This window comes from Cardinium endosymbiont of Sogatella furcifera, assembly GCF_003351905.1.
GTDB lineage: Bacteria > Bacteroidota > Bacteroidia > Cytophagales > Amoebophilaceae > Cardinium.
Window position 1 is genome coordinate 901827 of the sequence record NZ_CP022339.1, and the last position, 12750, is coordinate 914576.

Below are 12750 nucleotides of genomic sequence, written 5' to 3' on the forward strand. Positions count from 1 at the left end.
GGGTCCATTATACTACATTAGGGTTTTTGCCTTGTTAAAGTTAAGCAGATAGTGAAATAGGAATAGATGATTAGATATTTCGTGATCATGCTGCTTGGTAGTTAGCTAGTATACACTTAAACATGAATATTATGAATATATATACACATTATGGAATAGGCTTATTGATGTGGCTATTGAGCTTAAATATTTTGTCTTCTTGTGTCAACACAAAACAAACGTTAGGGGCGTATGTGATGGCATCCGATTTGAATAATAATGTAGCACATTCAGGGTATCAGCGTAGTGCTATGGATAATGAGTCCCATAATCTACCTCTGCGTTTTGGTCGGAGCGCTATGCTAGATGATCTACTAGATAATCTAAATAGTTACTATAGTGATTTTAAGACTGCGTTAACAAAGGGCGCAAAAGAATCGTGGGGAGGGCTAGTGTTGGCTAAACGAGAGGTACTTCCTATTGCTCGACGTTTCTCCTTTGGTCTTGGTAGATAAACGCATCAAGCATACAACATGGTTAATGCGATAGAAAAGGATTAAGTATCTGTTCCACCCGCTGGTTTTTTGTCCACTTTTTTCTTGATAAAAAAGTGGACAAAATTCATTATTAACCAGTAACGTAAATAGACACCTATTTTTATCGAATTTTTAAAGTCACTAGCGTAGCAATAGCCAATAAAATGCTCAGGATTAAAAACCGCGTTACAATCTTGGATTCATGCCATCCTAGTTTCTGGTAGTGGTGGTGGAGGGGAGCCATCTTGAAGATCCTTCTACCGGATCCATAGTGCCTTTTGGTAAATTTAAAATAACTGGTTTGTAGGATCACCGATAGATTTTCCATAAGGAATATGCCGCATAATATTGGAATCAGCAGTTCTTTTCGAATACAAATCGCTACTACCGCAATGATGGCGCCGATCGTTAAGCTGCCGGTGTCACCCATAAAGATTTGCGCAGGATAGGCATTATACCAAAGAAACCCCATACATGATCCCACAAATGCACAACAAAATATAGTAAGTTCTCCCAGGTTTGGGATATACATGATATTTAAATATTTAGCAAATATAATATGGCCAGATAAGTAAGCAAGCACAGCTAAAGTAGTACCAACAATTACAGAAGTACTGGCTGTTAATCCATCCAGCCCATCTGTTAAATTAGAGCCATTGGACACAGCAGCAATAATAAAAGCGACAACCGCCATATAAAGGATCCATGTATAATGTGTGTTCCCTAATAGGCTGGCTGTTATTTGCGCATAATCCAGTTCATTCCCTTTGAAAAAAGGGATGGTTGTTTTGGTAGATTTTATGTCATTATAGTCAGAGGCTATGGGATCCCCTAGCGGAGTAGGTATTGCCTGCGTGGGGAGCGATGCCTCACGGATGACTACGTCTTGATGTAGATATAGTGTAGTACTTACGATACAGCCTAAAGTCATTTGGCCTAATAGTTTAATCCATCCGTTTAACCCACTTTTTTGTTTTTTAAATACCTTGATATAGTCGTCCAAAAAGCCTACGAGCCCCATCCAAATGGTAGTAGTTAACAATAGGATGATATATATGTTGTGCAGTTTTGAGAAGAGCCAAGTGGGTACCACCGTTGCCAGGATAATGAGTATTCCCCCCATAGTAGGGGTGTTTAGCTTCTTATTGGTTTCGTTAAACCCTAGTGTGCGATTGGGCTCGGTAATTTGTCTTTTGCGCAACCCGTCTATAAAGCGCTGACCCAGTAGAAAAATAATCGTAAAAGAGCTAAGGGTAGCCATAGCTGCTCGAAAAGAAATATACTTAAATAAGCCTGTCCCAGGCCACTGCAAGGTAGTGTGTAGGTATTTGAATAAATAGTATAGCATAGAAAATCCTCTACCCTTTTAATAATCTCCTGAGCACTTTACCTATAGGTGATTTGGGTAAGCTATTACAAAATTCTACATATTTAGGTACCTTATAGAGGGTCATTTTTGCTTTGCAATAGGCTATAATTTCCTCAGCAGTAAGCGTTGCATCCTTTTTTACAATAAAAACCTTAATCGCTTCCTTTAGGGTGACATCTGTGATGCCAATTGCACCTACTTCTAATACTTTGGGGTGACCTATTAGCGTTTGCTCTATTTCATTCGGGTATACATTAAAACCAGAAATATTAATCATATCTTTTTTGCGGTCCACAATAGATACAAACCCATTAGCATCCATAGTGGCTATATCGCCTGTTTTAAACCATCCATTTATAAAGGCGCCTGCTGTTTCTGCCGGTTTTTGCCAATAGGCTTGGGTTAATTGAGGACCTTTGATCAGTAATTCACCAGGGGTTCCATAAGGCACCTCTTTACCTGTTTCGTCTGCTACGATGACAAATGTGCCAGGCAGTGGCATATGATGGATGCCGTTGATCATGTCAGTGGAAATTCCGGGTGAACATTCCGTTAGCCCATACCCTTCCATAAGCTTACTGCCAGTTAGGTTTTCCCATTGATTTTTAACATTTTCTTGCGTTTTCATGCCACCTGCTATCGTCAATTTTAAAGCGGTAAGCTTGAGTTTTTTAAAATTTTTATGCGCCAACAGCTTTTCAAATAAAGTATTAATGCCTATTAAACAAGTAGGCTTACGTTTTTTTAGTTCTTTTATAAACCTTGGAATGTCTCTAGGATTGGTAATTAATGAACATTTTGCACCCAGCTTGGCCATTGCAAATAGGCTTCCTAACCCTAAAATATGATAAAGCGGCAGAGGGATCATGGTCCGTTCTTCTTTTTCCTTTAAGAAAAGGCGCATCACAGGTTCTAATTGTTGGAAATTAGCTGTCAGGTTCCCATGGGATAGAATAGCGCCTTTGGATACACCTGTTGTTCCGCCTGTATATTGTAAAAAGGCCGTGTCAGAAGATTGTAAGCCAACAGGACGAAAGATAGCCTTTTTACCTTTTGCTAAAACCTCCTTAAAAGAGATGGTGTGTGGCAAGCTGTATGCAGGTACCAGTTTTTTGATATGTTTAATAGCAAAGTTCAGCACCTTTCCTTTTATGGAGCCAAGCATGTCACCCACTCTGGTAACAATAATGGTTTGAATAGATGTATCTGGTAAGATTTCAGCCAGTTTGTGGGCAAAGTTTTCTAAGATCACGATCGCACGCACGCCAGCATCTTTAAGCTGATAAGCCATTTCAGAAGGGGTGTATTGTGGATTCATGTTCACTACTACTAGCCCAGCACGTAGCATACCCAATACGGCAATGGGATATTGCAATAGATTCGGTAATTGAATTGCTACATGTGACCCTACCGGTAAATTGGTATATTGCTGAATATAAGCTGCAAAAGATTTAGACAACTTATCCATTGCATGAAAGGTCAGTACTTTCCCCATGTTTTCACACATCGGTAAATTTTGATATTGCGCAAAAATTTCTTCCATGAAATGGACCAATGAACGATACCTAGAAGTATCGATGGTGTCCGGTATAGAAGCGGGATAATGTTGCACCCAAGGTCTTTGTGTCATAGTATATAAACCTATTTTAATGTTTTTCAAACGCCACTGCAATATAGTATTATTTTATAGAATGTGATGCAACGCATCTACAATTTACTGATCTAGCTAGTGTTGCCATAAGCAATTGGCCCATAACTCGATACATCTAATTTGAACGACAGCTAAGAATAATGCTCTATTTTGGGCATATCTAGCGGTGATACCTTTCCATAGCTTGGGCTTAAGAAACATATTAGATGACGAAATCTATATAGCTCTTTGTTAGGTTCATGATTTGCTTTAAATACTACTGAATTAATACATAAGCTTTTTATTTAAAAAAATCTGCTTTTAATAATTAGCAATTTCGTTTTTAAAGGACTTAACTGCAAGGGCCTGAATATAAGAATACTTGTATATATTAAAAATAAAGTTTAAATTTTAGATTTTATTCTATATAATATAATCTAGATTGTTAGGAATCTATACACCTACAAGGTCTAATTGGATTGAACCTATATTTTTAATCATACTTTTGTTTTACATTATGACGTTTACTTCTATTTCTATAATTATTTTCTCTTTTCCTAGAAGGGTACTATAATTATTTCTATATGCAGGCTAAGTTAGTCCTATTTAGCTTGGTTTTGTCTTACATTACTTCCTGTAGTACTATAAATAAATATAGTATAGGGTTTAAGGACACTACATCTAACGAGACTAGCAAAAAAAGATCTGCTGATTCTTTTGATGATACCGAACCTTCCTGTAAGCTTTCCCGTAGTTATGCAGAAGAATTTGATGATCCAGATAAAGTTTATATTTTTCGTGAATTATATGATTGTATATACGAATGTCAATCAAAACGGTTGAAAAACTTACTATTAGAAAATTGCAAGGGTAATGCAAAAAGCGATAAGTGGCTTAATAAAATAAGCCGTCATAAAATAAACGGTCAAAATCAAACAAGCATTAAAAATGAATTCCCCTTGCTTCATACGGCAATAATTTTCCTGGGGTTTACGCAGGAGAGGTCTAACCTTTTAGAAATCATTAAGGTTTTAGTAAAACACCTATCTATTGACGTAAACAACACCCATAATGGTGAGGTAGATGCACCACTTTTCTACGCACTGGATTCTGGTGACCCAAAAGTGATTCAGGTACTATTGGCGCAAGAGGATATTAACATTCATATAACAGACAAGTGCGGTCACAGCCTTTTTGGGCTAGCAAGATATTCTTGTAATTGTTCTGATGAAGCAAGAATAACAATACTTCAAGCTTTATTAAAAAAACATGGAGTTACATGCAAGGACCATGATATTGATGGGGAATTGTTGAAGTTGGCATGTAAAAGTCGTGATGAACATTTAGCTAAGTACTTAATGGATAACCGCTCAATCAAGATCAGTAGTGACTATCTTCATACAATCATCCATACAGCAATTAATTCTGGTAGGAAAGCAATAGTTAACGCATTATTGAATAGTGAGAGTAATGTAATTCCCGTAAATGAAGTAGATCAATACGGAAATACTCCTCTTTATCTCGCAGTTGAAAAGTATCTTGAAGCTAAAAATGATCTTGAAGCTTAAGAATTATTTTGATGAAAAGGCTTGTCAGGATAAAGCGTCTATGTCAATCCTTAATCGCCTACTAGCTGAGTCAAGGGTAAATGTTAATCAGGAAATTACTTTAAAAGGCTACGGTCTAACTAGGCTAACTGCCCTTCATAAAGCAATGATTAGGTATGGTAGTAATAATCCTAGGATGGCAAACGTTATTAAAGCGTTCATAGCAAATGAAAGGTTTGATGTAAATCAAAAAGGAGAATTTGGCAGACGCTGTGAGCTTATTCATACATTAGTTCAAAAGGAAGGTGCTCAAGCTCTACGAATCCTTAAAGACATAGTCAATCTACCAGGTATTGATCCAAATGTACCAGATCAATATGGAAATACCCCCCTGCATTACATCATTTTAAAATGCCTGCTTCAATCATACGGTAGTCTTAGCGTATTACTCAATAATTCTAAGGTTCAACTAAATCAAAAAAATGAACATGGCCATATTCCTTTCGATTATTTGTTTTTTTTAGCAACTCGAGATTTATCTGGTATGGATTCCTCTTCTTCTTTGGAAGAAAAACGAATCGCAATTGAAGCCATTAAAGCATTCCTCCGACAAGGGCGGTTTATTGTAAATAATAAGCAAGCAATGCTTAATACCCTAAACTCTTCTGACATAAGTCTTGAGTGTAGAATTGATCGTATTAAAGCGTTGTACTCGATTCCTAATCCTCGGCGTATTCCTGATGGGATCAATCGGTTTTGTTCCCATTACTAAAACTTGATCAAAGGTATGTGTGATTTGTAGAGATTGTTACAATAAAAATGTAAGATTAAGTTTCGGCTTGTATTGAACTTAAGTAATTTAAATATTTAATTCAATTTTTGAAATTTTTTATAAGGTCAACAATCATATGTATTTTTACAACTTGCTCCGCGCTGGTTTCATTGTCTTTAGTTTTTATATTGATTGAGATGTGTATTTATGGATAATCTGATCAAGTTATCCATAAATACACATCATCACATATTAAATTATTAGTTTAATAATGATAATTAAATAATCCACAGGTAGAAATCCTGCTAGCGTTAAACTTAATCTAACAACTCAGGTGTAACAACCTCTACGAATCACACAGTAGTTGACTAAGCTGTACGTCTTCTTTTACAATTTTATTTTTTACATTTGGAAAAGTTATACAGACTATTTTCTTTTTAAGCCTATGTCAGGTAAGACCCCCCCATTGCAGGTTTGCATTAAGAATAGGCAAGCCCATTTTGCCTATAGCTTTTTAGATAGGTATACCGCTGGCCTGATTTTGCAAGGCACAGAAATAAAGTCTATTCGAATGGGTAAAGCATCGCTGCAGGAGGCCTATTGTTATTTTAACCAAGGCGCCCTTTGGATCAAAGGTATGCATATTGCTGCCTATAGCCATGGCAACATCTATAACCATGAAGAGAAACGGGATCGTCAGTTGTTATTGCAAAAAAAAGAATTGCAAAAATTGCTGAAAACCCATTCAAAAGGGTTGACTATTATTCCTGTAGAATTATTTATCAGTCAGCGTGGGTTTGCCAAGTTAGCCATTGCTTTGGCCCGTGGTAAAAAACTATACGATAAGCGTCAGGCTATTAAAGCGCGTGATTTGGAACGCTCTGGACAGAAGGATCTGATCTGATCCTTTTTATAAGGGGTATGCTTTTTGTATGGGTGTTGTAGTAGCGTTTCGAAAGAAGTCTAATGGACCTTTGGTTGGGCTAATAAAAAGTATTACATTTAAGTGTCTATAGATAGGTTGTATCAATAGGCGTATAAACAGATTGGGGTTGACTGGAATTGACGGGAAGGTTAAATCCAATGTAAGCATGCGAGGTGTTGTAAGTATTACCTCTAATATAAAACTTGCATAATATATAAATGGCAACTTAGCTGTTATCACTCCTCGCCGTTGTAGGTTTGTTGCGCTTCGAAGAAAAGAAGAAGACGACGACGAACTCCGCATGGCTGCTTAATCGATAGATTAAGGGGGATTTGTCCCGCTGGTTTTTGTTCTATGGGATCAGCATAGGGGCATCGGTGCATGGAACTAGTGCCGCCAGGTGCGTGATGGAGGCATAAACCATAACTGCGCATAAGTGCAACATCAGGTGTGTTACTGACCTTGGTTGCGCCGACAATAAACAGGGACTAAGCATGTAGAAAGCGTTGCGGTTTTCTTGTTCGGACGAGGGTTCGATTCCCTCCAGCTCCACACCATGTAAAAAGGTATGTGTTCAGCACGATGGTTTTTTGCGTTAAAAGAATAACGCCCCTGTAAAAAGTCGCGGTATAGAAAGTGGCATTTTACAGATGATTAGGAAAAACAGTTTCCTTTAAAGCCCGCGCAGTGGGCGCTTTCTGTTTTTCCATCTCTAAGATGGAACTTTCAGCGGCTTTTTACCGAGGGCTTGATTTTTTGCCCACGTTTTTATCAAAAAAAAGTGGGATAAAATTCATTATTAACCAGTAACGTAAATAGATAATAACATTTTATTTGATAGTCAATAATATATATTCTCCAAGCTCCTGCTATTGCTCTGAATAGCTACAGATCAAATTTTAATGGCTCTGTTTCTTCTGGTTCGAGTAGTGTGATGGCGCAGTGCGTAGTAAGCTGCTTAATCTTCTTATTGATTTGATCAAAGTTAGTAAGATTACCTGCAATAAAATCAGCAAGAGATAGCTTGATGTCCAGTATTTCAATATCTTTTGCTCCTAAGATAGCGATTAGATCAGTGATGCCAAAACCATAGGCAATATGATAGAACGTAGTCAGACTGCCAATGACTTGCGCTCTAAGGGTATCGCTATTATATGTAATCTTACGCATCAATATGCTTAGCTTGGCATACATTTTTTTAATAGGTTTTAACTTATATATTTCTATTTTTTTTATGAGTTCTAAAGGGCTATATTGCCTATTCTGTTCCATTTCAGTATCAGAAAAGCTTATATCATCCTTCATGTTTTCTGGACTGTACACATCCTGAAGCGCTTCATAAGCGTTTTGATAGGTTCTATTCGCTTCTTGCAGTCCCATGGTGCCTTGTGTCACACTAGTCTGAAGTGCATGGCATAGGAACCCTTCCACTAATTTACCCCAGCAAGGTATAAATTTATTTGTTAAATAAGTTGAAGATTTAGATGAAAACCGCTGAATGAAGTACTTATGTGGACGCATTGTTTCTGATTGAATCGATTGATTATAACACAACAGCCTGCTTAAGTCTTTAACTTGCTTTTTTTGGGAGGCTATGATTGTATCTAGAGCAATGCTAGGGTCATGTATACACCTTTCTGGATTACATACCATCAAGTCATGTTGCGGTTGATCGCCTCTATGCTGACGCAATGCGTTATCCATTTTAGTGATGTTATCAACCGTATAGTTTGATTGATATGCATCAATCTTCCGGCAACATTCCTTCAGCGTGTCCAAAAGGCTATATACCCCTTCTAGGAAGGTATCAAATTCCCGGGCATCATTAAATTTACATAAATGTGGATTCGAGGAGCATGCCAATCGTTCTTCTTGCGTTGAACATGGACTGCTTATGGTATGGTTTTTTGAATGATAGCTGCATCCAGCTAATGTGGCCATTATATAGGCCCACATAATAGGAAGATGATAGATAGTTGTTTTTTTCATGTTACTAAAACAGAAATGACTTCGTCATAAATTTACTTGCTAAATTGAAATTAATTTTTAATATAAAAATTTTTATTATAAATCAAATATTGAAACAATATAGATGGGCAAGCGTGGCAAGGTTATCGGGCGTTATATTTTTACAGTTGGTGCATGGTTACAACATTATGGTCATCGCATCTTCATACTGTACCCACAAAAGTTGTTAAAGCGCGAATAATTGGCTAGGTTTAGCCATTGTATAGCGATAATCTCCTTTTAGACGCAAAATGCTTCAGGGTGGATCTCTCTTTTGATCTGTAGGCATATGCTTCTTTTTTGCCCAAGGGTTGATGGTTTTATTTGCTTTTTAAGCAAGCAAAAAATGTGGTGGAAATTACTTGTAGTTATGTCTTTATATCCCATAGAACTTTTTTACGCATCCATTCAAGATGAACAATATTTCCAGATTGGTTCGTTTAAAAAGCCCATTGGAATCGATGGTGGCCTAATTGCTTCATTTTTATATCCGTTGTCCCATGCCGAACTGGTCAGACTCCCGGCGCTTTTTGTAGAGATAGACCATGTAAAAGTACCTTATTGCATTAAATATATTACTGTTACAGGGGCTAAAACAATTATACAATTGGATCTTATTCAATCCAAAACAGAAGCTTATGCCCTCCGCAATCTACCCCTATTTTTGCCTATAGTTCTTAAGCCTAAATGGATAAAAGCTACGCTCCCTTATAGCTTGGTAGATGGTCTAGTGGAGGAGGTGGTATTGGGCCAGCTTGGCACTATACAAGCGGTATACTGCCTCCGAGACCAATATATGATGGCGGTTAACCATCATGAAAAGGAATTATTGATTCCTTATTGCAAACCATTCCTGGTCGACGTGAATGCAGTACAAAAAAAGGTTATCGTACAGCTTCCAGAAGGTTATTTAGAGGCTATGCTATAGGCAGTCCAAGCTAATGTTTAACAGAATGTTCAAATTTGCAATACCGATTAGTAAGTCTGCCCTGCAGGCTGAAAAATCAGCTTGTAGGGTAGGCTTATATCAACTTTTTGCATCAGAGGTTGCTGTTTTTCCTACAGCTTGCTTCATTAAAAAGTGAAATGGGTATCCTTAATGGAGTGGGTATTTTTCTTTATCCGTTAATTTTCATATCTTTGGATCACGCGCATCCTAGATGTAGTGGGGTTTTAAGGCGGGTCACTTGATCCGACTTAGATTTTTATTTAAATTTGCCCTCTCGCTGTATAATCCTTCCTGGTTGTTTTGGCTAGTTTTGGAGCGATGGAATGGGTATGGTTAATGATAAGTCATGATTGGAATCATAGGAAAAAAGATTGGGATGACCAGTCTTTATGATAGTAAAGGTCAAAAGAAGGCATGCACTGTTATTCAAGGCGGTCCTTGTGTGGTGACGCAGATTAGGACAAGGTCTATAGATGGCTATCAGGCTATTCAGTTGTCCTATGGCGATAAAAAAGAAAAAAATACCATCAAACCCCTTATGGGTCACTTTGCTAAGGCTTCTACTACGCCCAAGCATAAACTGGTTGAATTTAGGTGTGAGGATGAGGAGCGTTTGAAGCAGGTTGCATTGGGCCAGGTGATTCGTATAGAAGATATGTTTGTCGAGGGTGAATTTATAGATGTGGTGGGTAAGTCCAAAGGAAAGGGTTTCCAAGGTGTGGTCAAGCGGCATGGTTTTAGTGGCGTTGGTGGTCGTTCCCATGGTCAACACAATAGAGAAAGAGCGCCTGGTTCTGTTGGTGCAGCTTCTTTTCCATCCCGTGTATTCAAGGGAATGCGTATGGCTGGAAGAACAGGTGGCAATAGGGTTAAGGTGGCAAACCTCCAGGTGGTCAAGGTGTTGCCAGAGAAAGATCTGATCGTGCTCCATGGGGCAGTCCCTGGTGCCAATAATGGTTATGTAATTTTGGAGAAATAAAATGAACCTATCAGTATTAAAATATACAGGGGAGGAAGCAGGCCGTTCTGTTGTATTGCCAGAGGAGGTTTTTGGTATTGAGCCGAACGATCATGCCATTTATTTAGATGTCAAATCCATCTTAGCAGGTGGGCGTCAGGGGACGCATCAGTCAAAAGAACGGGGTGCAGTAAATGGCTCTAGAAGAAAAATTAAAAGACAAAAAGGTACGGGTACCGCTAGAGCTGGTGACGTTAAGTCGCCTTTATTCAGAGGAGGCGGGCGTGTTTTTGGTCCAAAACCAAGGGATTATAGCTTTAAATTAAATCGTAAAGTAAAAAGGCTGGCTAGAAAGTCTGCATTTACCTATAAAGCTCAGGGGAGTCGTATTGCCGTTTTAGAGTCCTTTTCTTTTGATACGCCAAAAACAAAAAACTATTTAGGTATGTTACAAAACCTGTCTGTTTGTGATAAAAAGACCTTATTGATCTTGCCTAACGTAGACAAAAATATTGTACTATCTAGTAGGAATATCAAACAAGCAAAAGTGCTTTGTGTGGATCACGTTAATACCTATGACCTGATGCAGGCAAAACAATTGTTGATTATGGAGAGTGCTATAGTGCCTATAGTAGAAAAATTGAGACCATAACAGATGAATATCCTAAAGAAACCTTTGGTAACCGAAAAAGTATCCGCGCTTAATAAGCATGGTGTATATGGTCTAATCGTAGATGACCGTGCGAATAAGCACCAGATACGAAAAGAAATTGAGCGTTTTTATGGCGTTACAGTGGACAAAATTAATACCATGCGTTATGCTGGTAAATCCATCACACGGCATACCAAATCCTTTGTAATGAAAGGAAAAAAGCCTTCCTATAAGAAAGTACTTGTAACGCTTAAGGCAGGAGATGTTATAGATTTTTATAGTAATTTCTAGCCTTTTGTATTGAATTTTATAGCTGTTAGTTGATCTAGTTATGCCATTAAAGAAACTTAATCCAACCACGCCCGGTCAGCGTTTTAGAATAGCGCCAGATTTCTCTACCGTTATTACTACACGTAAACCGGAAAAGTCACTCTTAGTGAAAACCAAGCGCACGGGTGGTCGGAATAACCGCGGTAGAATTACCGTTCCACATAGGGGAGGTGGACATAAGCGGCGTGCGCGCCTTATTGATTTTAAAAGAAGGAAGCTAGAAATCCCTGCCTTTGTACATTCCATTGAGTATGATCCCATGCGTACTGCATACATTGCCCTATTGCATTATGTAGATGGTGAAAAAAGTTATATTATAGCCCCGGAAGGACTTAAAGTGGGGGCTAAGGTTGTAGCGGGTTCAAATGCCTCAATAGAGGCAGGCCATGCTATGGAAATGAAGGATATCCCACTGGGAACAATTATTCATAATATTGAACTAGCACCTGGACGGGGGGCGGCATTAGCTAGAAGTGCGGGGTCTTATGCACAGCTACTTTCTAAAAGTGGTAAATATGTAACCATTAAGTTGCCTTCTGGTGAAAGGCGTTTGGTATTGGCAAATTGTATGGCTACGATTGGATCCGTTTCCAATAGCGACCATGGTAATGTGACCATTGCGAAAGCAGGTAGAAGTCGTTGGTTGGGTAAAAGGCCACGTGTCCGGGCTGTTGTAATGAACCCTGTTGATCATCCAATGGGTGGTGGAGAAGGCAAGGCCTCTGGAGGGCATCCTAGGTCTGCTAAAGGGTTGTATACAAAGGGTAAAAAGACCCGCAATCGCAATAAATATTCTACTAGACTGATCATTAGTAAAAAGAAAAAATAATGGGTAGATCTATAAAAAAGGGACCCTATGTGGCGTATCATCTACAACGTAAGATAGATATGCTCAATGAATCCGGTAAGAAAACGGTAGTAAAAACCTGGTCTAGGCGGTCCACTATTACGCCAGATTTTGTGGGCCATACCCTTGCGGTCCACAATGGACATAAGTTTATTCCCGTTTTTATTACAGAGTCAATGGTAAGCCATAAGGTCGGTGAGTTTGCCTTATCAAAAAATTTTAAAGGCCATACGTCTAAAAAGAGATAAT

At 38.3% G+C, this 12750-nt stretch carries 14 protein-coding genes and 1 other RNA gene; 11 read left to right on the forward strand and 4 right to left on the reverse strand.

Annotated features, from left to right (window positions below; all coding sequences use genetic code 11):
* The first annotated feature begins 131 nt into the window (after nucleotides 1–131).
* Nucleotides 132–494: a hypothetical protein gene (locus tag CE557_RS03965; protein ID WP_162790002.1), complete on the forward strand. Its 363-nt coding sequence runs from the start codon at nucleotides 132–134 to the stop codon at nucleotides 492–494.
* A gap of 142 nt (nucleotides 495–636) precedes the next feature.
* Here CE557_RS03965 and mraY read toward each other — a convergent pair whose 3' ends face one another.
* The gene (mraY, locus tag CE557_RS03970; RefSeq protein WP_114910289.1) at nucleotides 637–1863 is read right to left on the reverse strand and encodes a phospho-N-acetylmuramoyl-pentapeptide-transferase; all 1227 of its coding nucleotides are present in this window, start codon (nucleotides 1861–1863) and stop codon (nucleotides 637–639) included.
* A gap of 10 nt (nucleotides 1864–1873) precedes the next feature.
* Nucleotides 1874–3514, reverse strand: coding sequence for an AMP-binding protein (locus tag CE557_RS03975; RefSeq protein ID WP_114910290.1), 1641 nt, complete (start codon nucleotides 3512–3514; stop codon nucleotides 1874–1876).
* 584 nt (nucleotides 3515–4098) lie between these two features.
* Between CE557_RS03975 and CE557_RS03980 the strand changes: the two genes are divergently transcribed.
* The 3 genes from CE557_RS03980 (at nucleotide 4099) to smpB (ending at nucleotide 6737) form a co-directional block, all read left to right on the forward strand.
* Nucleotides 4099–5082: an ankyrin repeat domain-containing protein gene (locus tag CE557_RS03980; RefSeq protein ID WP_114910291.1), complete on the forward strand. Its 984-nt coding sequence runs from the start codon at nucleotides 4099–4101 to the stop codon at nucleotides 5080–5082.
* Entirely contained in the window at nucleotides 5072–5833 is a 762-nt protein-coding gene (locus CE557_RS03985) for a hypothetical protein (protein WP_162790003.1), read from the forward strand. The genes CE557_RS03980 and CE557_RS03985 overlap by 11 nt, the downstream gene beginning before the upstream one ends.
* Before the next feature lie 445 nt (nucleotides 5834–6278).
* Nucleotides 6279–6737 (forward strand): SsrA-binding protein SmpB, encoded by a 459-nt coding sequence (gene smpB, locus CE557_RS03990; RefSeq protein ID WP_114910293.1) that lies wholly within the window; start codon nucleotides 6279–6281, stop codon nucleotides 6735–6737.
* A gap of 6 nt (nucleotides 6738–6743) precedes the next feature.
* Here the strand turns inward: smpB and CE557_RS05060 are convergent, their stop codons facing one another.
* The gene (locus CE557_RS05060) at nucleotides 6744–6926 is read right to left on the reverse strand and encodes a hypothetical protein (RefSeq protein WP_162790004.1); all 183 of its coding nucleotides are present in this window, start codon (nucleotides 6924–6926) and stop codon (nucleotides 6744–6746) included.
* Between CE557_RS05060 and ssrA the strand changes: the two genes are divergently transcribed.
* Nucleotides 6882–7313, forward strand: a transfer-messenger RNA (tmRNA) gene (gene ssrA, locus CE557_RS03995). The genes CE557_RS05060 and ssrA overlap by 45 nt on opposite strands.
* A 330-nt stretch (nucleotides 7314–7643) precedes the next feature.
* Here the strand turns inward: ssrA and CE557_RS04000 are convergent.
* Nucleotides 7644–8747 (reverse strand): hypothetical protein, encoded by a 1104-nt coding sequence (locus tag CE557_RS04000; protein WP_114910294.1) that lies wholly within the window; start codon nucleotides 8745–8747, stop codon nucleotides 7644–7646.
* A gap of 388 nt (nucleotides 8748–9135) precedes the next feature.
* Here CE557_RS04000 and CE557_RS04005 point away from each other — a divergent pair, with 388 nt between their 5' ends.
* The 6 genes from CE557_RS04005 to rpsS all read left to right on the forward strand — a co-directional run bounded on the left by CE557_RS04005 (nucleotide 9136) and on the right by rpsS (nucleotide 12749).
* Nucleotides 9136–9693 (forward strand): ribosome maturation factor RimM, encoded by a 558-nt coding sequence (locus CE557_RS04005; RefSeq protein WP_162790005.1) that lies wholly within the window; start codon nucleotides 9136–9138, stop codon nucleotides 9691–9693.
* A 367-nt stretch (nucleotides 9694–10060) separates the two neighbouring features.
* Nucleotides 10061–10693 (forward strand): 50S ribosomal protein L3, encoded by a 633-nt coding sequence (rplC, locus tag CE557_RS04010; RefSeq protein ID WP_114910296.1) that lies wholly within the window; start codon nucleotides 10061–10063, stop codon nucleotides 10691–10693.
* Nucleotide 10694: 1 nt separating this feature from the next.
* Nucleotides 10695–11324 (forward strand): 50S ribosomal protein L4, encoded by a 630-nt coding sequence (rplD, locus tag CE557_RS04015; protein ID WP_114910297.1) that lies wholly within the window; start codon nucleotides 10695–10697, stop codon nucleotides 11322–11324.
* 3 nt (nucleotides 11325–11327) lie between these two features.
* Nucleotides 11328–11615 carry a 50S ribosomal protein L23 gene (gene rplW / locus CE557_RS04020; protein WP_114910298.1) on the forward strand — a complete coding sequence of 96 codons (288 nt, stop codon included), beginning with the start codon at nucleotides 11328–11330 and terminating at the stop codon, nucleotides 11613–11615.
* 40 nt (nucleotides 11616–11655) lie between these two features.
* On the forward strand, nucleotides 11656–12483 hold the full coding sequence (gene rplB / locus CE557_RS04025; protein WP_114910299.1) for a 50S ribosomal protein L2: 828 nt from the start codon (nucleotides 11656–11658) through the stop codon (nucleotides 12481–12483).
* Complete coding sequence (gene rpsS / locus CE557_RS04030; protein WP_114910300.1) at nucleotides 12483–12749, forward strand: 30S ribosomal protein S19; 267 nt, start codon at nucleotides 12483–12485, stop codon at nucleotides 12747–12749. The genes rplB and rpsS overlap by 1 nt, the downstream gene beginning before the upstream one ends.
* Nucleotide 12750 lies beyond the last annotated feature (1 nt).